Source organism: Umezawaea sp. (genome assembly GCF_057122925.1).
In genome coordinates this window covers 1-24496 of record NZ_DBNGPQ010000149.1, presented here as the reverse complement: position 1 = coordinate 24496, position 24496 = coordinate 1, and the positions used below count along the sequence as shown (strand labels likewise).

Sequence of the window (24496 nt, the reverse complement as noted above, 5' to 3'; positions counted from 1 at the left end):
GCGACCGCCACCTCGCCGTCCGCCCGGACCAGGAGTTGAAGTTCCACAAGGCCCTGCTCAAGCTCGGCCACGCCATACCGGAACGCTGATCGACGACCCGTTCGACAGCCGACCCGACAGCGTGAATGATTCCGGAACACCGCCAGCACTATTCGACAAGCATCCTGAGCAGCGCACACAGAGAAACCGCCGCCCGGAGGCCCTGTTCACCTCGCTGTCGCAACTGTTCGGTCACCGTCCACCGGCCTGGCGCTACCCTGCACCCTCGACAATTCGGCCTTCGAGAGCGACTCAGGCCCGAGGAGTGGACGAGTGGCGAAGCTCGCGGGGCGTACGACCGGTCGGTGGCGGATCGTGGAGATGAACCAGTGGGACGAGGCCGCCATCGACCTCGTCGAGCCGGGGTTCATCGAATTCACGCGGGACGGGACCGGTGAGTTCGGGTTCATCGCCGTCAACGGGCGGATGGACTGCCGCTGGAGCGAGCGCGACGGCCGGCCCTTCGTCGAGTTCACCTGGGAGGGCAACGACGAGATGGACCAGGCCTGTGGGCGCGGCTGGGCTGTCGTCGCCGAGGACGGCACGCTCACCGGGCACCTGTTCATCCACCTGGGAGAGGGTTCGGGCTTCCGTGCGACGCCGCTCACCGAGACCGGGAAGCGGAGCGGGCGTTGAGCGAGTACCAGTACTACGAGTTCGTCGCTCTGGACCGGCCGCTCGACGCGAAGGCTCAGGCCGAGGTCCGCGCCCTGTCCACCCGCGCGCGGATCACCGCCACCAGCTTCGTCAACGAGTACGAGTGGGGCGACTTCCGGGGCGACCCCGTCCGGTTGGTGGAACGCCATTACGACGCGCACCTCTACCTCGCCGACTGGGGGACCCGACGCCTCCTGTTGCGCCTGCCGCGCGGTCTGCTCGACCTGGACGCGGTCGAGCCCTACCTCGTCGACGAGCAGGTCGGTGCTTGGACGACGAGCACGCACCTCGTCCTCGACCTGCACAACCACGACGAGACCGGCGACTGGGACTACGAGCCGCAGGGAGCGCTGTCCGCCATCGTCGGCGTCCGAGGCGAACTCGCCGCCGGTGACCACCGCGCGCTGTACCTGGCGTGGCTGGCCGGGTACGGCACCTGGGAACGCGACGAGGAAGCGTTCGACCGCGACGAGGACGACGAGCCGGAACCACCCGTGCCCGCCGGATTGCGCACGCTCACCGCGGCGCAGCGCGCCCTGGCCGATTTCCTCCGCCTCGACGACGACCTGCTCACGGTCGCGGCGAACGCGAGCCCTCCGCTCACCGAGACCGCCGACGACCCGGACCCACTCGCTGCCTGGGTGAGAGCGCTGCCCGGTACCGAGAAGGACCGCCTGCTGCTGCGAGTCGTCCAAGACCAGGCCGCGACCGTGCGGACGGAACTGCTGCGCCGGTTCCGCGACCGGACCACCCCACCCGCCGCCGCACCGCCGAGGCGCACGGTGGGCGAACTCCTGGGTGAGACGGCACGCGGGCGAGCCGAACGACAGCGACAGGAAGAGGCCAAGCACACCAAGGAGAAAACCCGTCGTGAGCGCGATAGGACTCGCGCCCGCGAGCGGCGGCTGAACGAGCTGGCGCACGACGAGCAAGCCGCCTGGACACGCATCGACGCCCTGATCGCCACCCGCAAACCCGCCGACTACGACGCCGCCGTCGCACTCCTCGTCGACCTGCAAGCCCTGGCCGACCGCGAAGACCGCCCGGACGAGTTCGCTCGACGCCACTCGGCCCTCCGACAGGCGCACAAGAACAAGCCCAGCCTCATCGCCCGCCTGGCGCGCGTGAACCTGTGACCACCGACCCGCCACCGGTCTGGTGATGTCCTCGCACAGGGCTGCCTGGCACACAGCCCGCGGACCAAACGTCGCTACGCGCACCTGACGTGACCCCATTGGGTCGGTCCAGGACCAGTGGGAGCCTGACAGTCCGGTTCGTGGGCGAAAAGGCTCGATCACGATGAGCACCAGGAAACGGCACACCCCCGAGCAGGTCGTGCGGAAGCTGACCCGACAGGGCGAACTGTTCTGGAGCAATGCGGTTGACCCTGTTTCGGGTCATTCCGGGCTGTGCTCCAGATTTGCTCCAGTTTCGGAGCCGCAGTCCACAGTGGACACACAAACAAGATCACCCGCTAACCAGATAATCCCAGGTCAGCGGGTGATTTGTATTCCATATATCGTTGTGGAGCTGAGGGGACTCGAACCCCTGACCCTCACACTGCCAGTGTGATGCGCTACCAGCTGCGCCACAGCCCCGTGCTTCCACGTTTCCCGGCCGGTCACCCGTCGTTCTCGTGTGCCCATACCGTACAACACCGTCCCCACCGAATAAAAATCGGGGGTCCCCCCACCGCATTCGCCCTGATAGACGACCCGTCGACCGGCCCGCTGGACAGCAGGGCCGGTCGGCGGTGGTCGATCTCAGCCCCTGAGGAGGTCGGAGATCCAGTTCTCGTTGTCGATGCTGACGAGCTTGTCGCCGACGGCGACCGAGGGGGTGCCTTGGAAGCCCTTGCTGCCGTCGCTGCGCTCGGCCTGGAGGTGGGGGGTGTTGTCGGCCTTGTCGAGGTCGGCTTCCAGGGCCTGGCGGTGGGTGCCACTCTCCACACAGGACTTGAAGGTGTCGCCGGTGATGCCCAGGTCGGTTCCCAGCTGCACGAGCTGGGCGATGGTGTAGCCGGGGCCGTTCTCCTCCGGCTGGCTGGCGTAGAGGGAGTCGTGGTACTCGGGGAACTTGCCCGCGTCGGCGGCGCAGACGGCGGCGTTGGCGCTGTCGCTCGAGTAGCCCTCGGGGTCGGAGTAGCGGACCAGGAGCGGGAGCAGGTGGTAGCGGACCCTGAGGTCCCCGGCCTCCACGTGCTGCCTGAGCTGGTCGCCGTACTTCTCCTCGAACGTGCCGCAGACGGGGCAGAGGAAGTCCTCGTACACGTCGACGGTGACCTTCGCGGTGTCCTTGCCGACGAGCACGGTGGCGTCGGCCTGGCGCTGGACGGGCACGGAGAGGGGTTTCAGGTTCGGGGCCGGGGTGAGGGCCTGGGGTTCGGACGGTTTGTTGAGCAGCACGGCGCCGATGACGCCCGCGGCGAGGACCGCCACGACGACCACGCCGATGAGGATCTTGTTGCGGTCGCCGGAGCCGGACGACCCGCGTGCGGCGGCCACCGACTTGGCCGCCATCTGCTGCTGCTTCTTCTTGCGAGCGTTCCGCTCCGCGCCACCCACGTCGTTCGCGTCCTTCCCAGTCCGCCCTGTTCCCCCGGCAGGCTAGCCGCGGAGGCTGAGCGGAACCTGAGCGGTCACGCGTCGGGCTGGCGCGGGCGGCCCCCGACGCGTTCGCCGGTGGGCAGTTCGGGGGCTTCGCCCACCACACCGCACTCGCCCGCCACGGCCTCGCCGACGTGCGGGTCGTCGGCCTCGGGGAGGGTTTCCTCGGCGACGAACCAGAAGGCCAGGGCGATGACCATGATGACGCCGGTCACGGTGAAGGCGACCTGGTAGGAGAAGCGGTCGGCCAGGACGCCCGCGAGCAGCGGGCCGATGATGGCGCCGAGGTCGGTGACCATCTGGAACGCGGCCAGCACGGGGCCGCCCTTGGCGTTCGACCCGATGACGTCGGCGACCACGGCGTTCTGCGGCGGGTTGAGCAGGCCCGCGCCGACGCCCGCGACGAGCGAGGCGACCATGAACAGGGTCACGGTGCCGCTGAAGCCCATGCCGACCGTGCCGACGGCCGAGACGGCGAGGCCCGCGATGGCCATCGGTTTGCGGCCGATGCTGTCGGAGAGCCTGCCGGACAGCATGAGGACGGCGGCGTTGCCCGCGGCGAACACGGACAGGGAGATGCCTGCCACGGCGGGGCTGCCGTGCAGCGCTTCGACGACGAACAGCGGCACCAGGGAGATGCGCAGGCCGAACACGGCCCAGCCGTTGGCGAAGCCGGAGGCGAGCGAGGCGCGGTAGGAGGCGTAGCCGACGGCGTCGCGGACGGTCATCGTCGGCTGCGACCTGTTCTGGTCGAGCGCGGCGAGCGTGGAGCGGCGCAGGAACAGCCAGACGAACAGGGCGGCGATGAACAGGGCCGCGGCGTAGGCGACGAACGGGGTCCGGATGGAGAAGCCGACGAGGCCTGCGCCGACGATCGGGCCCGCGATGTTGCCGAGCAGGAAGCCGGTGGCCCACAGGCCGGAGGCGCGGCCCCGCAGCGGCGCCGGGGTCAGCCGGATGAGCAGGCCGACGGCCGCGACGGTGAACATCGTGGAGCCGACGCCCGCGATCGAGCGGAACACGATGAGCTGCCAGAAGTGGGTCGCGAACCCGCACGCCCCGGTCGCCAGGGCGACGATGACGATGCCCCAGATGTAGGTCCGCGTCTCGCCGAAGCGGGACACCAGGCGCCCGCTCACCGGCGCGAACAGCAGCCTGACCAGGGCGAACGCGCTGACGACGGCCGAGACGGCGAAGGTGCCGACGTTGAAGCTCGACGCGTACATGGGCAGCACCGGGGCGACGATCCCGAAGCCGATGGCGATGATGAAGCTCGCCACCACGAGCACCCACACCTCGTTGGGAAGTCGTGGTCTGACTACGGCGATCCCCTGCACGCGCGGCCTCCCAGCATCGTTTAGCTGTGCTAAAGATATAGCCTCGCGGGCTGGAATCTCAATCCAGCAGCTCGTCCACCCGGCGGGCGTACGCCGTAACGGGGTATCCGCCGGAGAATCCACACGTCTCGGCGAACCGCTCACCGGCTCCGCCCTCGTCCACGTGAGCGGCCACGAGCAGCGCCCCCGCCGACCGCAGGGCGGCCACGGTGCTCGACACCAGATCGCTCCCGAGTCCGCGCCGACGCCGGGCGGGCAGCACCACGACCTGCTCCACGAGCCCCACTCCGCGTTCGGCGAACCCGCCCGCGAACCCGACGAGCCGCTCGCCGTCGTCGACCACGAGCTGCACGCAGCGCGGGTCGTCCCACCGCTGCCCGAGGTGCCGCACCAGCCGCCGCTGACCGCTCATCCGCAGCCCCAGCTCGTCGGCCACGAGCGCGCCGACGTGCTCCAGGTCCGTGTCCCGCGCGGGCCGGACGCGGGGCGAGGTGTCGGCCCGGCCGCGGTGCACGACGGCCATCGACTCCTCGACGGCGTACCAGCCCGCGTCGTCCGCGATGCCCTCGATCTCGGCCACGGTCGTCGGTGAGGCGTACACCACGGCCTCGGCGCGGCCGATGTCGGCGAACGTCTGCTCCAGCCGCATCAGCGTGCCCGCGACCTCCGCCGACGACCCGTACAGGGCGCACGCGAAGTTGCCCGACGGGAACGGGTTGTCGCGGTTGACCACGACGGTCGCGCACCCGACCTTCCCGACCTTGCCGTACCGGACCGCGCCGGAGGCGATCCTGGCCGCCTCCACGAGTCCGGCCAGTTCACGAGCGCGGTAGGGGTCGAGCAGGTCGGGGTCGTCGGGGTCGTGCAGCGGGTCAACCACCCGGTCAGCCTGACACGTCGCGGCCCTTCCACGTCACGCCGCGCCACGCCCGCGCGGCGCTGTCGAGCATCACCAGTCCCAGCGCGACCGGTGCCGCGGGCGCGAGCAGCGCGGTCGCCCGGGGCTGGCCGACGCGCCGCACGTACGCCAGGTGGGCGACGGCCTGGCCGAGCCAGCCGAGCACGCCCAGCGCCCGGACCGCCCTGGACCGGCCTGCTACGGCGGCCACCGGCGCGAGGCCGTAGGCGATGTGCGCCACACCGCTGGCCGCGAGCACCGCGCACACGGCGGCCGGGCCGTCCACCAGCTCGTTGATCCCGGCGAACGTGCTCTTGCGCAGCGACCTCCACGACTTCGCGACCGTGTCGTGCCCGGACGTGGTCAGCTCGGCGCCCGCGTCCACGTACTGCGTGCGCGCGCCGGAGTCCCGCACGAGCGTGGCGAGGCCGACGTCGTCGGCGCGCGTGGCGGCGATGGCCGACCAGCCGCCCGCGTGGTCGTAGGCCTCGCGCGACACCAGCATGCAGTGCCCGACGCCGAGCGCCCTGCGCCCCGGTCGGCCGGACGGCGACGTGCTCTCGAACAGGAGCTGGTTGGTCGGCGGCAGCAGCAGCCAGTAGCCGGGCCCCGACCTCGTGGAGCGGCCCGCCGAGGACACCAGGGCGGCCTGGTGGACCCTGGCGGCGGCGAGCAGGTGCCCGACGAAGCCGGGGGCGACGACCACGTCGGCGTCCACGAACAGCAGCCACTCGCCGTCGGCTTCGAGCGCGCCGAGGTGCATCGCGTGGACCTTGCCCGCCCAGCCCGGCGGTGGTCCGTCGCTCGACACCAGCGCGACGCCGTGGCGCCGTGCGACGTCGGCGGTCCCGTCGGTCGACGCGTCGTCCACCACCACGACCCGGCCGACCTGCCCGCGCAACGCCGTGAGGCACGCGTCCAGCGTGGCCTCCTCGTCGCGCGCGGCCACGACCGCGGTCACCCCCGACACCGGGTCCCCCACGTCCGGCAGCCGCGGCACCCCGCGCCAGACCGCCACCGTGTTCGCCGCCCGCACCACCGCCGCGGCGGCCACCAGCCCCGCTCCGAGCACTCCCCGCTTCCCCATGGAGCCAGGTTGGCACACTGGCTCACCGTGGAGCTGCCGAACCTGCCAGTCCGGGCCGTGCTCGGCGACGTCGTCGGCGCGCTCGCCGAGCACGGGTGCGCGGTGCTGGTCGCGCCGCCGGGCACCGGCAAGACCACGCTGGTGCCGCTGGCGCTGGCCGAGGCGCACGCCGGGCGCGTGGTCGTGGCGGAGCCGCGGCGGATCGCGGCCCGTGCCGCCGCGGCGCGGATGGCGTCGCTGCTGGGCGAGCCGGTGGGGCGGACGGTCGGCTACTCGGTGCGCGGTGACCGCAAGGTGTCGGCCGCGACCCGGATCGAGGTCGTGACCTCGGGGTTGCTGGTGCGCAGGCTCCAGTCCGACCCGGAACTCGCGGGCGTGGGCACGGTGCTGCTGGACGAGTGCCACGAGCGGCACCTGGACGCGGACCTGCTGCTGGCGCTGCTGCTCGACGCGCGTGCCGGGCTGCGGCCGGACCTGCGGCTGCTGGCGACGTCGGCGACCGTCGCGGCGGACCGGCTCGCCGAACTGCTCGGCGACGCGCCCGTGCTGCGCGCCGAGGCCCGGACCTACCCGACCACGACGGACCACGTGGCACCCGCCCGCACGGAGCGGATCGAGGCGTGCGTGGCCCGCGCGACCAGACGGGCACTGTCCGAAGTGGACGGCGACGTGCTCGTGTTCCTCCCCGGTGCGGCCGAGATCCGCCGCACCGCCGCGCTGCTGTCGCTGCCGGACGTGGACGTGCTCACCCTGCACGGGCGGCTGTCGGCGGGCACGCAGGACGCCGCGCTGAAGCCGGGGGCGCGCCGTCGGATCGTGCTGTCGACGGCCATCGCCGAGTCGAGCCTCACCGTGCCCGGTGTGCGGGCGGTCGTCGACTCCGGCCTGGCCCGCGTGCCGCGCGTCGACCACCGGCGCGGGCTGTCCGGCCTGGCCACCGTGCGCGTGTCGATGGCCGTGGCCGACCAGCGCGCGGGCAGGGCGGGCCGAGAGGCGCCCGGTCACGTGTACCGCTGCTGGCCGGAGCACGAGCACAGCACGCTCCCCCGCTACCCGGAACCCGAGGTCAAGACCGCCGACCTGACCAGGCTCGCGCTCGAACTGGCCTGCTGGGGCACGCCCGACGGGACGGCGCTGAGCTGGTGGGACGCCCCGCCGACGGGTGCGCTGGAGGTCGGGCGTTCGGTGCTGCGGGCGTTGGGCGCGCTCGACGCCGACGGGCACGCCACCGACCGCGGGCGGCGGATGTCCGGTCTCGGCCTGCACCCCCGGCTGGCCCGCGCGCTGCTGGACGGCGCGGCGGAGGTGGGCGCGCGGGCGGCGGCGGAGGTCGTGGCGCTGCTGGACGACGACGCGCTCACCGACAGCGCGGAGCTGTCGACCGCGTTGCGGGACCTGCGGTCCGGCCACACCGACCGCTCCAGGCGGTGGTCGCGCGAGGCTCGTCGGCTGGCGGAGCTGGTCGGCGGGACGGGGCACGACGACCCGGCGCTGGTGGTGGCGCTGGCGCACCCGGAGCGGTTGGCGCGCAGGCGGTCCGGCGGGGGCGGGGTGTACCTGATGGCGGGCGGCACGGCGGCCGAGCTGCCGCACGGCAGCGGGCTCGGGGACGCCGAGTGGCTGGCCGTGGCGGTCGCCGACCGCGAACCCGGTCGCAGCCACGGCCGCATCCGGCTGGCGGCGCGGGTGGACGAGAGCCTGGCCGTGCGGGCCGCTCCGGCACTGGTGTCCACTGTGGACGACGTGCGCTGGGACGGGGACGTGGTCGCGAACCGGGTCCGCAGGCTCGGCGCGATCGTGCTGTCCAGCAAGCCGTTGCGCGATCCGGACCCGGCCGCGGTGCGGGCGGCGCTGGTGGCCGGGCTGCGGTCCGAGGGGCTGGGGCTGCTGCGCTGGCACGCCGACGCCACGAGGCTGCGGGAACGGGTGGGGTTCCTGCACCGGGTGCTCGGCGACCCGTGGCCGGAGATGACCGACGAGGCGCTGCTGGCGGGCGTCGACGGCTGGCTCGGCGGTGCCCGCAGGCGTGCGGACCTGGCGAAGGTCGACGCGGAGAAGGTGGTCCGCCAGCTGCTGCCGTGGCCTGCCGCCGGGCGGCTCGACGAGCTGGCGCCGGACCGCCTGGAAGTGCCGTCGGGGTCCAGGATCCGGGTCGACTACAGCGGTGACGACCCCGCGCTGCCGGTGAAGGTGCAGGAGGTGTTCGGCTGGGTCGACACGCCCCGCATCGCGGACGGGCGCGTGCCGGTGGTGCTGCACCTGCTGACCCCCGCGGGCCGCGCCACGGCCGTGACCGGTGACCTCGCGTCGTTCTGGCGGACCGGGTACGCGCGGGTCAGGTCGGAGTTGCGCGGCCGGTACCCCAAGCACCGCTGGCCGGAGGACCCGATGACCGCGCCGCCCGCCCGTCGGTGACAGGGGTTGTCCGCGATGCGTCCTACGGTCGTGGACATGGACCTGAACTGGACGCACGAGCTGACCGAGCAACTCGACTTCCACTGGAACCGGCACCTGCTGCCGCGCCTGGAGGGGCTCACCGACGAGGAGTACCTCTGGGAGCCGGTCGACGGGTGCTGGAGCGTGCGACCGGACGGCGACGGCGGGTTCACGATCGACTGGGCCGCCGAACCGCCCGTGCCGCCGTTCACGACGATCGCCTGGCGGATCTCGCACATCGCCTCGGTCGTGCTGGGAGCGCGGGCCGCCAACCACTTCGGTGACGGGTTCGACCTCGCCGAGGTGCGCTGGCCGGGCACCGCGCAGGCCGGGCTGGACTACCTGCGGGAGTCGTACTCCCTGTGGCACGAGGGGGTTTCGGCGCTGGACGACGAGGGCCTCGCGCGGCCGTGCGGTCCCGCGGAGGGCCCGTACCACGCCCACCCGTTCGCCGCGCTCGTGCTGCACGTCAACCGCGAGGTCATCCACCACGGCGCCGAGGTCGCGACCCTGCGCGACCTCTACCGGGACCGGACCAGCGGCAGGTAGACCTCGTCCACGATCTCGACGAGCACCTCGTCGGGCGCGTTCGGCACGCCGCGGGTCACGAACTCGTTGCGCAGCAACGCCACCGCGACCGTGGCCACGCGCGGGTGCAGCGCCTCGGGTCGCACCTCGCCCCTGGCCACGGCGCGACCGAGGACGGTCAGCCACATCGCGGACCCGCCGTCGGCGGCCCGCTCCCCCAGCTGCGCCAGCAGGTCCGGGTCGGCCAGCAGGCCGCGCAGGATCTCCCCGTACGGCGAGGACCACGTGCGGTTCGCCATCCGCAGCAGCTCCAGGACGTCGGTGCGCAGGTCGCCGGTGTCGGGCACCTCGACGGTGGTGGCCGTCAGCCGGTGGTAGGCGGCGATGCCGAGCGCGGCCCGGTTCGGCCAGCGCCGGTAGACGGCGTTCTTGTTGGTGCCAGCGCGCTTCGCGACCCGGTCCATGGTCAGTCCGGGGTAGCCGGACTCGGTCAGCTCGTCCACCGCGGCCTGGAGGATCGCCTCCTCCAGCGCGGCCCCGCGCCGTCGCGCCCCGACCATCGGCCACCTCCTGAATTGGGTACGAAGAGTACCTTGCGCATCGTATCGCTCACCACCTAGCTTCTCCTACAAGGTACGGCACGTTCCCTAAAGGAGGAGTCATGCGACACGGCATCACCTACGACACCGGCTTCCGCAGCGGGGGGTCGAGCACGCACGAACCGTTCGACCCGGACGTCGTGCGGCGCGAGATGCGGATCATCCGGGAGGACCTGCACTGCGACGCCGTGCGGATCACCGGCGGCCACGTCGACCGGCTGGAGGTCGCCGCCGTCCACGCCGCCGCGGTCGGCCTCGAGGTGTGGATCTCGCCGTTCACCAACGACCTGACGACCGACGAACTCCTGGACCTGCTCGCCGACACCGCGGAGCGCGCCGAGCGGATCCGCCTGGGCGGCGCCGAGGTCGTCCTGGTCACCGGGTCCGAACTGACCCTGTTCACGATCGGCTTCCTGCCCGGCGACACGCTCGACGAGCGGCTCGCGCTGATCACCGGACGGCCCCCGGAACTCGGTCCCGCGCTCGCCGCCCTCCCCGCCCTGCTCGACGACTTCCTCGGCCGGGCCGTCGAGGTCGTGCGCGAGCGGTTCGGCGGTCGGATCACCTACGCCTCACTGGGTTTCGAGCAGGTCGACTGGGACCGGTTCGACATCATCGCCACCGACGCCGGCTACCGGTCGAAGGAGGTGGCCGAGGGGTACGAGGCCGAGATGCGGGCGTTCGGCGCGCAGGACAAGCCCGCGGCGATCACCGAGTTCGGCTGCACGACCCACCGCGGCGCGGCGGACCTCGGCGCGCGCGGCACGTTCGTGGTCGACTGGGACGGGCCCCGGCCGGTGGCGCTCCGGGGCGAGTTCGTCCACGACGAGCAGGAACAGGCGACCTACCTGCGGGAGGTGCTGGACGTGCTGGAGAGCACGGGCATCGACATCGCGTTCGTGTGCACGTTCGTCACCTACAACCTCCCGCACGGCGAGGACCCCGCGACGAACTTCGACGTGGCGAGCTACGGCGTGGTGAGGGTGCTGGAGGACGGGTTCGGCGAGACCTACCCCGGCCTGCGGTGGGAGCCGAAGGCGGCGTTCGCCGCGCTGGCCGAGCGCTACGCCTGACCGGGCGTCGGCACGGGGATCTTCCCGTCGCGCAGCAGCGCCATCGTCTCGTCCGCGAGGGTGCGCATGTCCGCCGTGCCGCCGCTGTTCACCCAGGACCGCACCACGACCTCGATGATGTTGATGGCGAACGCCGCGGTGAGCTGGGCGGTGACGTGGTCGGAGGGGTCGTCGAGCCGCTGGGCGACCTCGCCCGCCAGCGCGTCGCGCCACATCCACAGGACGTCCCCCAGCTGCGCGCGCACCGACCCGTTCGGCCCGGAGATCTCGTAGACGGCGAGCACGCGCGCCGGGTCGGTCGCCATCACGTCGAGGACCTTGCCGATGACCGAGTTCAGCGCCACCGGCAGCGGCGCAGGCGGCTGGGAGCGCAGGTCCTCCAGCGCGTCGAAGAGGCTCGTCCGGACGAACTCGACGACGAGCGTCTCCTTCGTCGGGAAGTAGCGGTAGAGGGTGCGCGGGCCCACCTCGGCGGCGGCGGCGATCTGCTCGATCGTGGTCCGCTGGTAGCCGTTGCAGGTGAACAGCTCGAACGCCTTGTCCGAGATCAGCCGACGTGTCCGGGCCATCTTCAGCTCTCGGATCCCCACGTCCACCTCCTCGGCCGGACTCCCGAAAGGCAGGCTAGCACCGCCACCAGCGACTTCCCGGCACGTGACGTCAGCCACTTGCCGTTACCTCTCCATCACTGGCAGTGTGGTACTTGTGGCAGTTACTGCCACAAAATTCACCACCACGAGGGGTACGCCATGACCGAGGCACTGAGCAAACCGAGCACCGGATCGTTCCCGACGGAACGGTCGAAGGAGTGCCCGTTCGACCCCGCCGTGGGCTACCTGGAGTTCCGCGAGAAGGAGCCGATCGCGCGCGTCTCCTGCCCGGCGGGCATCGACGCCTGGCTCGTGACCGGCTACGACGACGTCCGCACGGTGCTCAACAGCCCCGGCCTCAGCTCCGCCGTGCCCGTCATGGGCCACGCCAACCCGCAGGCCGACTTCGACACCCCGATCAACCCCGGCTCGATCATCCAGAGCGACGGCGAGGCGCACGCCCGCCTGCGCAGGCTGCTGACGGCCGAGTTCACCGTCAAGCGCATCCAGGCCCTGCGCCCGTACATCCAGAAGCTGATCGACGACCACATCGACGCGATGCTCGCGAGCACCGAGCCGGTCGACCTGGTGCGCGACTTCGCGCTGCCGATCCCGTCGCTGGTGATCTGCGAGCTGCTGGGCGTGCCCTACGAGCAGCGCGACCGGTTCCAGCAGCAGAGCGGCATCCTGACCTCGGTCGACGTCGACCCGGACGTCGCGATCCAGGCCAACGCCGAGATCCAGGGCTTCGTCGCGCAGCTCGTCGTCGACAAGATGCGGAACCCGACCGACGACCTGATCTCGCGGCTCATCGCGCGGGCCCAGGACTCCGGCCAGCCCCTCTCCGTCGAGGAGCTCGTCGTCCTCGGCCTGTCGCTGCTGGTCGCGGGGCACGAGACGACCGCGAACATGATCGCGTTGAGCACCGTCGCCCTGCTGCGCAACCCCGACCAGCTCGACGAGCTGCGCGCGAACCCCGACCTGGTGCCCTCGGCCGTCGAGGAGATGCTGCGCTACCTGTCCGTCGTGCAGTTCGGCCTGTTCCGGGCCATCACCGAGGACATCCCGCTCGGCGACGAGACGCTGCGCGCGGGCGAGTGGCTGGTGGCGTCGCTGGCGTCCGGCAACCGCGACACCTCCGCCTTCCCGAACGCCGACCAGCTCGACGTCCACCGCAAGGCGTCCACGCACCTCGCGTTCGGCTACGGCGCCCACCAGTGCCTCGGCCAGCAGCTCGCGCGGGTCGAGCTCCAGCAGGTGTTCAGCACCCTGTTCACCCGCATCCCCACCCTGCGCCTGGACATCCCGTTCGAGGACCTGCGGTTCAAGGACAACACCCTCGTCTACGGCGTCCGCTCGCTCCCCGTCACCTGGTGACCGGGCCCCACCTCAAGGAGAACACCCCATGCGCGTGACCATCGACGAGGACGGCTGCGTCGGCGCGGGCCAGTGCGTGCTCGCCGCCCCCGACGTCTTCGACCAGCGCGACGAGGACGGGATCGTGGTGCTGCTGGACGAGACCCCGGCTCCCCACCTGCACGACGCGACGCGTGAGGCGGCGGTGCTCTGCCCCGCGCTCGTCATCCACCTGGCCGAGTGATGCCCGACATCGGACGCGTCGTCGTGGTGGGGGCCTCGGCGGCGGGGCTGACCACGGCCGAGAGCCTGCGGCGCGAGGGCTTCGACGGCCTGATCACCCTGATCGGCGACGAGCTGCACCTCCCGTACGACCGGCCGCCGCTGTCCAAGCAGGTGCTCCTGGGGACGTGGGAACCGGAGCGCACCGCGTTCCGCGACGACGCCACCTACCAGCGCCTGGACGTCGGTCTGCGGCTGGGCGCGACGGCCACCGGCGTCGACCTGGACAAGCGGTCGGTCGCGCTGGCCTCCGGCGACCACGTCCCCTACGACCGCCTGGTCATCGCCACCGGGGTCCGTCCGCTCCGGCTGCGGCAGGGTCACGACCTGGCGGGCGTGCACGTCCTGCGCACGTTGGACGACACCCTGGCGCTGCGGGCGGCGCTGGCCAGGGCCACGTCCGTGGCCGTGGTGGGGGCGGGGTTCCTCGGCTCGGAAGCGGCGTCGGCGGCACGCACCCTCGGCCTCGACGTGACCCTGGTCGACCTGGCGCCGGTGCCCCTGTCCCGCCAGTTCGGCGACGAGCTGGGCGGCTGGGTCGGCGACCTGCACCGGGAGAACGGCGTCGAGGTGCGGACCGGCGTGGGCGTGAGCGCGCTGCTGGGGGACGGGCGGGTCTCCGGCGTGGCGTTGGCCGACGGCACCACCGTCGACGCCGACGTGGTCCTGGTCGCCATCGGCTCCGCACCCGCGACCGACTGGCTCACGACGAGCGGCATCCCCCTGGACGACGGGGTCCTCTGCGACTCCACCTGCCAGGCCGTGCCGAACGTCCACGCCGCGGGCGACGTGGCCCGCTGGCACAACGAGCGCTTCGGCGCGCTGATGCGCGTGGAGCACCGGATGAACGCCACCGAGCAGGCGATGGCGGTGGCCAGGAACATCCTCGGCGACCCGAAGCCGTTCACGCCGATCCCGTACTTCTGGACCGACCAGTACGACGCCAGGATCCAGGCGTACGGGATCTTCCCACCCGGCTCGACGATGACCGTGGCCCAGGGCGATCCGGCCCACCGCAAGTTCGTCGCCCACTACCACCACGACGGTGACCTGGTGGGTGTCCTCGGCTGGAACATGCCGCGGGAGCTGCGCGGGGCCCGCGCCCTGCTCACCCAGGACTAAAAACCCGCAGCGGTGGCGTTGCCCCCGGTGACGCCACCGCACACTTTCGCCGGGGAGAAGATGACGCCCACCGAGGCAGGCCCGACCAGGTTGAAGCTAGTGGGCCTACTGGGGGCCCTCTGCACCCTGGGCCCCATGTCGATCGACATGTACCTACCAGCGTTCCCCAGCATGGCCTCCGAACTGGGAGCGGCGGCCCCGCAGATCCAACTCAGCCTCACCACGTTCATCATCGGCCTGGCCCTGGGCCAATTGCTCGCGGGCCCCGTCTCCGACGCCATCGGCCGCAGGAAACCGCTGCTCATCGGCCTGGTCACCTACATCACGTTCTCGCTGCTCTGCGCCATCGCCCCCACCGCCCTGGCGCTGGCGGGCCTGCGCTTCATCCAAGCCCTGGGCGTGGCAGCGGGCTTCGTCGTGGCCACCGCCGTGGCGAGGGACCTCTTCTCCGGCCTCGCGATGGCCAAGTTCATGAGCCTGCTCATGCTGGTCAACGGCCTGGGCCCGGTCATCGCCCCGGTGCTCGGCGGCCAGGTCCTCAGGCTGACGAGCTGGCGCGGCACCTTCCTGGTGCTGGCCGTCATCGGCGCGGTCCTGCTGGCCGTCCTGGCCTTCGCCCTGCCCGAGACCCACAAGCCCGAAAAACGAGTACCGGCCAACCTCAAGGGCACCCTCAGGACCTTCGCCACGCTCCTCGGGGACCGCTACTTCGTCGGCTACGCCCTGGCGGCGTCCTTCGCGCTGGGCAGCCTCTTCGCCTACGTGTCCGGCGCCTCGTTCGTGTTGCAGGGGGTCTTCGGCCTGACCCCTCAACAGTTCAGCCTCGTCTTCGGCGTCAACTCCCTGGGCATCCTCCTGGCAGGCCTGCTCAACACCTGGCTGACGGGCAGGCTCATGCCCAGGACGCTCCTCACAGCGGGCCTGGGCATGGCCACCGCGGGAGGTGCGGGCCTGGTGGCAGCGGGTGTGCTGGGCGGCGGCCTGCTCACCTTCCTACCAGCGCTCTTCCTGCTGACCACCAGCGTGGGCGTCCTGCTCCCCAACGCCGCCAGCCTCGCCATGAACCGCCACCCGGAAGCGGCAGGCAGCGCCTCGGCCCTGCTCGGCGTCCTGCAATTCCTCGCGGGCGGCCTCATCGCACCGGTGGTGGGCGCGGCGGGCACGGAGAGCGTCATCCCGATGGCGGCTGTCATGGCGGGCCTCACCATCGCGGCAGCCCTCGCCTTCGCCCTCCTGACCAGGGGCGACAAGGGCATCACAGCAGAACCGGAAACCTCCGGGGAACCACTGCCGACAGCCGCGGCGCACTAACCGCATCTCACCCGACCGGCAGCCGCCGGGGGTGCGGGGGGCGGGAGCCCCGGTGTGACAACCGAAAAGAGCCATGCCCGCGCTCTCCGCGGGCATGGCTCTCGTACGGATGGAGGTGCCGGGAATCGAACCCGGGTCCTCTGCCGGCTCATCAGGGCTTCTCCGTGCGCAGTCAACTACGTCTCTACTCGACCCGACCGATCACGTTGACGAGTTCGGTCTGACGGGCCCAGACACTGTGGGATTCCCAACCAGTTCCCGTGCCCGGAACTGGAGGTGAGCCTCCTGGCTGATGCCGGGATCCGGAACGGAGGCGCTTCCGGGCCGACAGCGTTTTCCCTAGCCTCAGGCGGCGAGGGCGAACGCGCGCTGGTCGTTAGACTTGGCGCTTATAGGTTTGCGATGACGCTTGCGGTGGTCTCTCGCCTGCACCGGCACGCTTCCCCTGAATCAACGAACAAAGTCGAAACCGTTCACCCCCGTCGGGCGTTGCCGTGTCTACCTCGTACAGCATAACGCTCCGAGCCCGCCGTCTCATCCCAATAGGGTTGGTAGGGCTGGCCCCACCCCCGGCACGCTGGTCTCCCTGATGGTTCGAGGCACGCGTTCCGGTGATGCTGGTCCGGTACACCGAGCGGACCTAGGCGGGGACATGACGACGCGAGCACCTTCGAAGATCGCCAAGACCAGCGCGTTCTTGTTGATGAACTTCTTCCTCAGCACGCTGTGGTTCGTGCTGCTCGTGTCGCTGTTCGCCACCAGCATCGGTCTGTCCGTCGTCTGGATCGGTGTTCCGCTGCTGGCGGTGACGCTGGCGGTCGCGCGCGGCGCGGCGTCGTTGGAGCGCACGTGGACGCGGACCATGCTGGAGATCGACATCCCCAGCCCGTACCGGCCCGCGTCGGAGGAGACCGGCCTGCTGCCGTGGATGAAGCGGACCATCACCGATCCGGCGAGCTGGCGCGACTTCGGCTACTGGATGCTGATGTTCCCGGTGAGCATCGTCGAGTTCGTCTCGGTGGTCGTGTTCTGGCCCGTCGTGCTGTGCATGGTCGCGTACCCCCTCTACTTCGGCACCCTGCCCGCGTACTTCGTCGTGGACCTGCCGATGGGCGGCGAGTGGGAGGTCAACTCCTTCACCAACGCGCTCCCCGTCACGGTCCTCGGGCTGCTGCTCGGTCTGCTCACGGTGCCGCTGATCCGCGGTCTGGGCCGCATGCACGGCCTGCTGGCGTCGTCGATCCTCGGCCCGTCCCGCACCGCCGTGCTGTCCGCCGAGACGAAGCGGCTGGCGGCCAGCCGGGCGCGCGGCGTCGACTCGGCCGAGGCCGAGCGGCGGCGCATCGAGCGCGACCTGCACGACGGCGCGCAGCAGCGGCTGGTCTCGGTCGCGATGACGCTGGGCCGCGCGAAGACGAAGATGGAGTCCGACCCGGACGGCGCCCGCGAGCTGATCGCCGAGGCGCACACCGACGCGAAGCTCGCCATCTCCGAGCTGCGCGACCTGGCCCGCGGCATCTACCCGTCGGTGCTGGGCGACCGGGGGCTCGACCCGGCGCTGTCGTCGCTGATCTCCAAGTGCCCGATCCCGGTCGACCTGAGCGTCGAGGTGGAGCCGCGGCCGCCGACGGCCGTGGAGAGCGCCGCCTACTTCACCGTGGCCGAGACGCTGACGAACATCGCCAAGCACGCGGGTGCGACCCGTGCGCAGGTGCGGGTGACGCGGACCGACCACTCGGTGGTCGTGGAGGTCACCGACAACGGCAAGGGCGGTGCCGAGGTGCGTCCGGGTGGTGGGCTCGCGGGGCTCGCGGACCGTGCTGCGACCATTGACGGCGTGGTCGTGGTGGTCAGCCCCGTCGGAGGGCCGACCGTGATCCGGACGGAGCTGCCGTGCGCGTGGTGATCGCGGAGGACTCGGTCCTCCTGCGGGTGGGGGTCCAGCGCCTGCTGGCCGACGAGGGCATCGAGACGGTCGCCGCCGTCGAGGACGGGGTGGCGCTGCTCGCGGCCATCGAGGAACACCGGCCGGACCTGGCACTGGTGGACGTGCGGATGCCCCCGACGTTCACCGACGAGGGGCTGCGGGCGGCGATCGAGGCCCGCAAGCGCATCCCGGACCTGCCGGTCCTGGTGCTCTCGCAGTACGTGGAGGAGCGCTACGCGGTCGAACTGCTGGCCGGCGGGGCGAGCGGCGTCGGTTACCTGCTCAAGGAGCGGGTGGCCGACGTCTCCGAGTTCGTGGCGGCGGTGCGGCGGGTCGCCGACGGCGGCACGAGCATCGACCACGAGGTCATCACCCAGCTCATGGCGCGCAGCAAGCGCAACCCGGTCGACTCGCTGACCGCGCGGGAGCGCGAGGTGCTCGGCCTGATGGCGGAGGGCCTGTCGAACGCGGCCATCGCGGCCTCGCTCGTGGTGTCCGACGGGGCCGTGGAGAAGCACGTGGGCAACATCTTCGCGAAGCTCGGCCTGGAGCCCAGCACGTCCGAGCACCGCCGCGTCCGGGCCGTGCTCGCCTACCTCGACATCGGGTAGCCCAGCAGGCGCGCGGGGTTGTCGTGCAGCACCGCGCGCAGGAACGGCGTCCCGAGGCGGTCGTCGGAGGACGCCCAGCCCGCGACGGCCCTCAGCTGCTCCGCGTAGGAGTACGGGATGTTCGGGAAGTCCGTGCCGAGCACGATCCGGTCCGGCACGTCCGCGATCCGCGCCACCCAGTCCACGGGCAGGGGCTGGCTCCGCTCGGTGAACGGCACCCCCACCATCGTGGTGTCCAGGTGCACGTTCGGGTACTTCGCCACGAGGTCGAGCGCCGCGCCGTACTCGGGCATCCCCGCGTGCGCGATCACGGCCGTGAGCCGCGGGTGCCTGCGCAGCACGGCCTCGTAGCGGTCCAGCCCGGTGTGCGCGCCGGGCAGCGGCCCGTGGCCGCAGTGCACGACGGCGGGCACGCCCGCCTCGGCCAGCAGCCCCCACGCGGCGTCCAGGAGGGGGTCGGTGGGGTCGTACGCGCCGACCTGCACGTGCGCCTTGACGCACCGGGCGCCCGCGGCGAGCGCCTTGGCGAGGTAGACCTCCACGCCCGGTTCGGGGAACACGGTCGCGGTCGGCACGGCTCCCGGCGTGCGCTGCCCGAAGTCGACGGCCCACTCGGTGAGCCACTCCCCCATGCCGGGCTTGTGCGGGTAGACGAGGGGCGCGAACCCGATCACGCCGAGCGCCCGCAGGCGGTCGAGGCGTTCCGGTTCCGGCAGCCGGTAGTGGATGGGCCACGACGTGCCGTAGTGCGCGGCGGCGCGGTCGAAGAACGCCCACACCTTCGCGAGCACCCGTTCGGGCATGAAGTGCACGTGCACGTCCACGAGACCGGGAAGTCCCAGGCCGGTGACCCAGCCTGGGACTTCCTCGTCGTTCTCGGGCCCGTTCAGTACCGGCCCCCGCGGCCCTTCAGCGCCCGGCCGTAGGCCTTCTGGATGTCGCGGTCGGCGTCGCGCTTGGCGATGTCCTGGCGCTTGTCGTAGGACTTCTTGCCCTTCGCCAGCGCCAGCTCGACCTTGACGTACCCGTCGCTGAAGTACATCGACAGGGGGATCAGGCTCAGACCGCTCTCCTTGGTCTTGCCGATCAGCCGCTCGATCTCGCTCTTGTGCAGCAGCAGCTTCCGCCTGCGCCGCACCTCGTGGTTGGTCCACGTCCCCGCCACGTACTCGGGGATGTGCAGCGCGTGCAACCAGATCTCGCCGTCGTCGACCTGGGCGAAGGCGTCCACAAGGGACGCCCGCCCGAGCCTGAGGCTCTTCACCTCGGTGCCGACGAGCACGACACCCGCTTCGAAGACGTCGAGGATGGTGTAGTCGTGCCGAGCCTTGCGGTTCGACGCGATCACCTTCCTGCCGCGTTCCTTGACCATGGTGCGACTCTACGTGACCGGGCCAGCGGTTAAAGCCGGACGTACAGCCGCAGGGTGACGTAGCCGGTCAAGGCCGAGATCAGCACCGAGACGCCGAACAGGATCGGCGCGATGATCAGCACGTCGAGCTGCCCCAGCGTCGGCAGGATGCCGGACGTGAACAGGTCGCCGAGCACCCTGTCCAGGATGAACGCCTTGAACAGGACGAGGCCCACGACCGAGACGACGGCGCCGATGATGCCCGCGACCACCGCCTCGATGAGGAACGGCAACTGCGTGTACCACCGCGTCGCGCCCACCAGGCGCATGATGCCGACCTCCGTGCGCCGCGTGTACGCGGAGACCTGGATCGTGTTCGAGATCAGCAGCAGGGCGGCGAGGGCTTGCAGCAGCGCCAGGAAGAGCGCGCCGTCGCGCACGCCGTTGAGCACGTTGAACAGCCGGTCCAGGAACTTGCCCTGGTCGTCGACGCTCTTCACGCCCGCCTTGCCGGAGAACTCCCGCACGATCACGTCCGCGCGTTCCGGGTCCTCCAGCTTCACCCGGAACGTGGCCGGGATGGCTTCCGGACGGGCCAGCTTCACCAGCTCCGGCTGGGCCTCGAAGATCCGCTTGAACCGCTCGAAGCCCTTCTCGCGGTTCTCGAAGACGACCGTCTCGACGCCGGACGTCGTCTCCAGCGACTGGCGCAGACCCGAGCACGGCTGGCTGGAGCAGTCCTGGTCGTTCGCGCTGACGTCGTTGGTGAGCAGGACCGCTACTTCGAGCTTGCCCTGGTAGTTGGCCTGCATCTTGTCGACCATGCGGACGACGAGCAAACCACCACCGAGCAGGCCGAGCGAGATAGCGGTCGTGAGGATCATCGCGATGGTCATCGTGACGTTCCGGCGCAGGCCGGTGACGACCTCGCTGAACACGAAGCTGGTACGCATCGGGGGTGGCGTTCCTTGGGGTCGGGGAAGGGTGTGCGGGGCTAGCGGCCTACGCCGTAGACGCCCCGCGCGTCGTCGCGGACGACGCGACCGTTGTCGAGCTCGACAACGCGCCTCCGCATGGAGTCGACGATTCCGTGGTCGTGGGTGGCCATCACGACGGTCGTGCCGGTGCGGTTGATCCGCTCCAGCAGCAGCATGATGTCCTGGCTGGTGTCGGGGTCCAGGTTTCCGGTCGGCTCGTCGGCGATGAGCACGAGCGGGCGGTTCACGAACGCGCGCGCGATGGCCACGCGCTGCTGCTCACCACCGGACAACTCGTGCGGCAGCCGGTCCGCCTTGCCCTCCAGGCCGACGAGCTGGAGCACCTCGGGCACCACCTTGACGATGGTGTTCTTGGGCTTGCCGATGACCTCCAGCGCGAACGCGACGTTCTCCGCGACGGTCTTCTGGGCGAGCAGTCGGAAGTCCTGGAAGACGCAGCCGATGGACTGGCGCAGGCGGGGGACCCTGCGCCGGGACATCTTCGCGACGTCGAAGTTGGACACGTAGACGCGTCCTTTGCTCGGTACCTCTTCACGGAGCAGCAAGCGCAAGAACGTGGATTTTCCGGACCCGGAGGGTCCGATGAGGAACACGAACTCGCCCTTGTCCATCTCGACCGAGACGTCGTCGAGCGCGGGGCGCGTGGAGGTCTTGTAGACCTTGGAAACGTGTTCGAGGCGAATCACGAGGGCGGAGTCTACTCGCGGCCCCGGTAAAGCCTTCGTCTCGCCCGCTGAAGTGCGGAGCGTGACGATCCGTTACCGATCAAGACGACTGCTGCTGCTTGCGCCACCGGATGCCCGCCTCCAGGAAGTCGTCGATCTCGCCGTCGAGCACGGCACCGGGGTTGCCGACCTCGTGCTCGGTCCGGAGGTCCTTGACCATCTGGTACGGGTGCAGCACGTACGACCGCATCTGGTTGCCCCAGCTGGACCCGGTGTCCTTCAACGCGTCCATCCGGTCCTTGTCCTCCTGGCGCTGCCGTTCGAGCAGCTTCGCCTGGAGGACGGCCATCGCGGTCGCCTTGTTCTGGAGCTGCGAGCGCTCGTTCTGGCAGGACACGACGATCCCGGTCGGGATGTGCGTCAGGCGCACCGCGGAGTCCGTCGTGTTCACGCCCTGTCCACCGGGACCGGACGACCGGTACACGTCGACGCGGAGGTCCTTCTCGTCGATCTCGACGTGGTCGGTCTGCTCGACCACGGGCACGACCTCGACGCCCGCGAACGACGTCTGGCGGCGGCCCTGGTTGTCGAACGGCGAGATGCGCACGAGCCGGTGCGTGCCCTGCTCCACGGACAGCGTGCCGTAGGCGTAGGGGGCGGTGACGCGGAACGTGGCGGACTTGATGCCCGCCTCCTCGGCGTAGGACGTGTCGAACACGTCCACGCCGTAGCCGTGGCGTTCGGCCCAGCGGGAGTACATGCGGAGGAGCATCTCGGCGAAGTCGGCCGCGTCGATGCCACCCGCCTCGGCACGCACGGTGATGAGCGCGTTGCGCTCGTCGTACTCGCCGGAGAGGAGGGTGCGGACCTCCAGGGAAGCGATTTCCTCGCGCAGCTTCGCCCGCTCGGCGTCGGCGTCGGCGATGCTGTCCGCGTCGTCCTCGGCCTCGGCCAGCTCGTACATGATGCCGAGGTCCTCGAGGCGACCGCGCAGGTTCGTGATGCGGCGGAGCTCGCCCTGCTTGTGCGCCAGCTCGCTGGTGAGCTTCTGCGCCTTCTCCTGGTCGTTCCACAGGTCGGGGAGGGCGGCCTGCTCCTCCAGATCGGCGACCTGGGCGCGCAACGTGTCGAGGTCCATCACCGCCTCGATGCTGCCGAGGGTCGCGGAGAGGTCCTTGATGTCTGCTTCGACGTCCGGGTTCACGACGAAAGATTACGCCGGCACCGGCCGCGATGAGCGACCGGTGGCCGGGTAAGCGGCGCGTCAGCCCGTCGGAATGGCGTCCAGGAGCTTCAGGACGGCCTTCGCGTGGGCGAGGCCGAACTCGGCCACGGCCTTCGCGTAGGGGTCCTCAGCCGTCTTCACGGCGGTCCTGGCGCTCTCCTGCTCGGCGCCGTACACGCCGCGCGCGGTGTCCACGAGGCCCGTCCGCTGCTTCGCCGTCAACGACCCGGCGTGCACCAGGCGGAGGATGAGCGGGCTGCGGAGGTGGTCAGGACCCGGCTCCGAGAGGAGCCAGTTCTTGAACGCCTTCTTGCCCGCCGCGGTCAGCACGTACTGCTGGCTGGAGCGCGGCCCCTGCTTGCCAAGCCGCAGCAGACCCGCGTCGGCAAGCGCGGGCAGCTCGCGGTAGACCTGGCTGCGGGTGACGCTGAAAAACGCGCCGAAGCGCTCTCCGGCCTCGGCCACGAGCTGGCCACCGGTCTTGGGTCCGTCGTGCAGCAGCCCGAGCAGGGCGGCGGCGGTCGCATTGAGGTCCGACATAACACCAACGGTGCCACGATGTCGGACCGCTGTCCACAATGGTCAACCGTTCTGTCCACTGTGGCTGATCACGGGCTAGTGGAATTGGGCCATGCGGAGCAACGGAAAGCTTCATACGGTGACGACCCCCTGGCCGACACCACGCTTTCGGCCGCTTGACCGGGCTCGTCCAGCTCGCGTGGAAAACCCCTTAGCGCCCAAGGAAGTTAGGCATGCGCACGACCTCCTCACTCGAACGGCAGCAAATAACCAACCCGATCTCACCCGCCGCAGCCGAACAGCCCGCGACAGCCCCCCGACCGTTCGCACAACAGGCTGGACTTCGCCGCGACCCCTGGCGCGACCTCCCAGGACTGGAACGATCAGTCTTGGCGCGTGGCCTGGTCGGGGCTCGCCCGAGTCGGAGGTGCGGGAGATGGGCATCAAGTGGATGGACGGGAAGGTCGCTCGAGGCGCCAAGGTCGTGCGCGGCGCACGCGCGTGGGCCAACGGCACGATCCCGGAGCAGACGGGCAAGGACGAGTGCATGGTGTGCGGCAAGCAGATCCGCCGCAGCCGCAACGTCAGCGGCGAAGGCCGCATCTGCTCCCTCGCGTGCAACCAGTACTGGGTCGAGAACATGAGCTGAGACCCATCGCGACAGCAGGCACCGAGAACCGAGAACGAGGAAGAGGCCCGCCCCAGGAGGGACGGGCCTCTTCCGCACTTTGCGGTCTCAAAACCACAACCCGACCACACCAAGTGGACACACAGGGGTCCAGCCAGACCCACAGCCGCACCCAGCCCAACGGACCTACCCCAAGCGGCCCACAACCTGCCAAGCGGAACCACCAGGCCAACCCACTGCGGCCAAACGGCCCACCAAGCCGCCCGACCACCGCCATCCAGACCCGCACAAGCCGATTGACCCCGCCCGAGCGGACCCGCACAAGCCGACCAGCCACGGCAAAGCAGACCCGCACAAGCCGCCCGACCACAGCCAACCAGACCCGCACACGTCAACCGGCCACGGCAAAGCGGACCCGCCAAAGCCGACTGTCACCCACACCCCACCCTGCCCCCCCCCGATCCCCAGCGCCCTCATGGCCGGACGTGCCGGGTCAAGGCATCTTTCCCGCCTTGACCCGGCATGCCCGGCCATGACGACACTCGCGCACCGGGGGGACAGCCCCACCACCCCACAGGGCCCACACAACCCGAGGGCCCACACACCCACAGCCACACGAACCCGCTGGACCCGCAGACCCGGAGGACCCGC

At 70.9% G+C, this 24496-nt stretch carries 24 protein-coding genes, 1 tRNA gene and 1 other RNA gene; 12 read left to right on the top strand and 14 right to left on the bottom strand.

All coding sequences use genetic code 11. The features are described from left to right. Positions 1-312 precede the first annotated feature (312 nt). Both AC156L_RS34050 and AC156L_RS34045 read left to right on the top strand, forming a co-directional pair. Positions 313-675, top strand: a complete 363-nt coding sequence (locus tag AC156L_RS34050; RefSeq protein WP_330878329.1) for a hypothetical protein — start codon at positions 313-315, stop codon at positions 673-675. Continuing rightward, the gene (locus tag AC156L_RS34045; protein WP_330878330.1) at positions 672-1832 is read left to right on the top strand and encodes a hypothetical protein; all 1161 of its coding nucleotides are present in this window, start codon (positions 672-674) and stop codon (positions 1830-1832) included. The genes AC156L_RS34050 and AC156L_RS34045 overlap by 4 nt, the downstream gene beginning before the upstream one ends. A gap of 389 nt (positions 1833-2221) precedes the next feature. On the opposite strand, the gene AC156L_RS34040 is transcribed toward AC156L_RS34045, so the two are convergent. From AC156L_RS34040 to AC156L_RS34020, 5 genes are all read right to left on the bottom strand, one after another. Further along, positions 2222-2294: transfer RNA gene (locus tag AC156L_RS34040), tRNA-Ala, on the bottom strand. A 165-nt stretch (positions 2295-2459) separates the two neighbouring features. Further along, positions 2460-3260, bottom strand: coding sequence for a DsbA family protein (locus AC156L_RS34035; protein ID WP_330878331.1), 801 nt, complete (start codon positions 3258-3260; stop codon positions 2460-2462). Positions 3261-3334: 74 nt separating this feature from the next. Then, complete coding sequence (locus AC156L_RS34030) at positions 3335-4591, bottom strand: MFS transporter (RefSeq protein WP_330878332.1); 1257 nt, start codon at positions 4589-4591, stop codon at positions 3335-3337. 106 nt (positions 4592-4697) lie between these two features. Further along, positions 4698-5519: a GNAT family N-acetyltransferase gene (locus AC156L_RS34025; protein WP_330878333.1), complete on the bottom strand. Its 822-nt coding sequence runs from the start codon at positions 5517-5519 to the stop codon at positions 4698-4700. A 4-nt stretch (positions 5520-5523) separates the two neighbouring features. Further along, on the bottom strand, positions 5524-6624 hold the full coding sequence (locus tag AC156L_RS34020; RefSeq protein ID WP_330878334.1) for a glycosyltransferase family 2 protein: 1101 nt from the start codon (positions 6622-6624) through the stop codon (positions 5524-5526). Positions 6625-6651: 27 nt separating this feature from the next. Between AC156L_RS34020 and hrpB the strand changes: the two genes are divergently transcribed. Continuing rightward, the gene (hrpB, locus tag AC156L_RS34015) at positions 6652-9039 is read left to right on the top strand and encodes an ATP-dependent helicase HrpB (RefSeq protein WP_330878377.1); all 2388 of its coding nucleotides are present in this window, start codon (positions 6652-6654) and stop codon (positions 9037-9039) included. Between the two features lie 36 nt (positions 9040-9075). Continuing rightward, positions 9076-9609, top strand: coding sequence for a DinB family protein (locus tag AC156L_RS34010; protein ID WP_330878335.1), 534 nt, complete (start codon positions 9076-9078; stop codon positions 9607-9609). Here the strand turns inward: AC156L_RS34010 and AC156L_RS34005 are convergent. Further along, positions 9582-10148, bottom strand: coding sequence for a TetR/AcrR family transcriptional regulator (locus AC156L_RS34005; protein ID WP_330878336.1), 567 nt, complete (start codon positions 10146-10148; stop codon positions 9582-9584). The two genes, AC156L_RS34010 and AC156L_RS34005, sit on opposite strands and share 28 nt — an antisense overlap. A gap of 101 nt (positions 10149-10249) precedes the next feature. Here AC156L_RS34005 and AC156L_RS34000 point away from each other — a divergent pair, with 101 nt between their 5' ends. After that, on the top strand, positions 10250-11260 hold the full coding sequence (locus AC156L_RS34000) for a glycoside hydrolase family 113 protein (protein WP_330878337.1): 1011 nt from the start codon (positions 10250-10252) through the stop codon (positions 11258-11260). Here AC156L_RS34000 and AC156L_RS33995 read toward each other — a convergent pair. Then, complete coding sequence (locus AC156L_RS33995; protein ID WP_330878338.1) at positions 11251-11850, bottom strand: TetR/AcrR family transcriptional regulator; 600 nt, start codon at positions 11848-11850, stop codon at positions 11251-11253. The genes AC156L_RS34000 and AC156L_RS33995 overlap by 10 nt on opposite strands. A 159-nt stretch (positions 11851-12009) precedes the next feature. On the opposite strand from AC156L_RS33995, the gene AC156L_RS33990 reads away from it, so the two are divergent. From AC156L_RS33990 to AC156L_RS33975, 4 genes are read left to right on the top strand one after another with little or no spacing between them, the layout of a single operon-like run. Next, positions 12010-13227 (top strand): cytochrome P450, encoded by a 1218-nt coding sequence (locus tag AC156L_RS33990; RefSeq protein WP_330878339.1) that lies wholly within the window; start codon positions 12010-12012, stop codon positions 13225-13227. Between the two features lie 28 nt (positions 13228-13255). Further along, positions 13256-13450: a ferredoxin gene (locus AC156L_RS33985; protein ID WP_330878340.1), complete on the top strand. Its 195-nt coding sequence runs from the start codon at positions 13256-13258 to the stop codon at positions 13448-13450. Next, positions 13450-14610, top strand: coding sequence for an NAD(P)/FAD-dependent oxidoreductase (locus AC156L_RS33980; protein ID WP_330878341.1), 1161 nt, complete (start codon positions 13450-13452; stop codon positions 14608-14610). Before AC156L_RS33985 ends, AC156L_RS33980 begins: the two co-directional genes overlap by 1 nt. Positions 14611-14670: 60 nt before the next feature. Further along, on the top strand, positions 14671-15921 hold the full coding sequence (locus tag AC156L_RS33975; RefSeq protein ID WP_330878342.1) for a multidrug effflux MFS transporter: 1251 nt from the start codon (positions 14671-14673) through the stop codon (positions 15919-15921). A 107-nt stretch (positions 15922-16028) separates the two neighbouring features. Here AC156L_RS33975 and ssrA read toward each other — a convergent pair. Next, positions 16029-16402, bottom strand: a transfer-messenger RNA (tmRNA) gene (gene ssrA, locus AC156L_RS33970). Positions 16403-16573: 171 nt separating this feature from the next. On the opposite strand from ssrA, the gene AC156L_RS33965 reads away from it, so the two are divergent. Next, entirely contained in the window at positions 16574-17827 is a 1254-nt protein-coding gene (locus tag AC156L_RS33965) for a sensor histidine kinase (protein WP_330878343.1), read from the top strand. Then, positions 17815-18459: a response regulator transcription factor gene (locus tag AC156L_RS33960; protein ID WP_330878344.1), complete on the top strand. Its 645-nt coding sequence runs from the start codon at positions 17815-17817 to the stop codon at positions 18457-18459. The genes AC156L_RS33965 and AC156L_RS33960 overlap by 13 nt, the downstream gene beginning before the upstream one ends. Here the strand turns inward: AC156L_RS33960 and AC156L_RS33955 are convergent. The 6 genes from AC156L_RS33955 to AC156L_RS33930 all read right to left on the bottom strand — a co-directional run bounded on the left by AC156L_RS33955 (position 18441) and on the right by AC156L_RS33930 (position 23238). After that, the gene (locus AC156L_RS33955) at positions 18441-19349 is read right to left on the bottom strand and encodes an amidohydrolase family protein (protein ID WP_330878378.1); all 909 of its coding nucleotides are present in this window, start codon (positions 19347-19349) and stop codon (positions 18441-18443) included. The genes AC156L_RS33960 and AC156L_RS33955 overlap by 19 nt on opposite strands. Next, positions 19346-19831, bottom strand: a complete 486-nt coding sequence (gene smpB, locus AC156L_RS33950; protein WP_330878345.1) for an SsrA-binding protein SmpB — start codon at positions 19829-19831, stop codon at positions 19346-19348. Before smpB ends, AC156L_RS33955 begins: the two co-directional genes overlap by 4 nt. A 29-nt stretch (positions 19832-19860) precedes the next feature. After that, on the bottom strand, positions 19861-20763 hold the full coding sequence (gene ftsX, locus AC156L_RS33945) for a permease-like cell division protein FtsX (protein WP_330878346.1): 903 nt from the start codon (positions 20761-20763) through the stop codon (positions 19861-19863). Between the two features lie 41 nt (positions 20764-20804). Beyond that, positions 20805-21494 carry a cell division ATP-binding protein FtsE gene (ftsE, locus tag AC156L_RS33940; protein WP_259629886.1) on the bottom strand — a complete coding sequence of 230 codons (690 nt, stop codon included), beginning with the start codon at positions 21492-21494 and terminating at the stop codon, positions 20805-20807. Between the two features lie 79 nt (positions 21495-21573). Then, positions 21574-22677 carry a peptide chain release factor 2 gene (gene prfB, locus AC156L_RS33935; RefSeq protein ID WP_330878347.1) on the bottom strand — a complete coding sequence of 368 codons (1104 nt, stop codon included), beginning with the start codon at positions 22675-22677 and terminating at the stop codon, positions 21574-21576. 60 nt (positions 22678-22737) lie between these two features. Beyond that, complete coding sequence (locus AC156L_RS33930; protein WP_330878348.1) at positions 22738-23238, bottom strand: PadR family transcriptional regulator; 501 nt, start codon at positions 23236-23238, stop codon at positions 22738-22740. A 415-nt stretch (positions 23239-23653) separates the two neighbouring features. On the opposite strand from AC156L_RS33930, the gene AC156L_RS33925 reads away from it, so the two are divergent. Next, positions 23654-23866 (top strand): hypothetical protein, encoded by a 213-nt coding sequence (locus tag AC156L_RS33925; RefSeq protein WP_330878349.1) that lies wholly within the window; start codon positions 23654-23656, stop codon positions 23864-23866. Positions 23867-24496 lie beyond the last annotated feature (630 nt).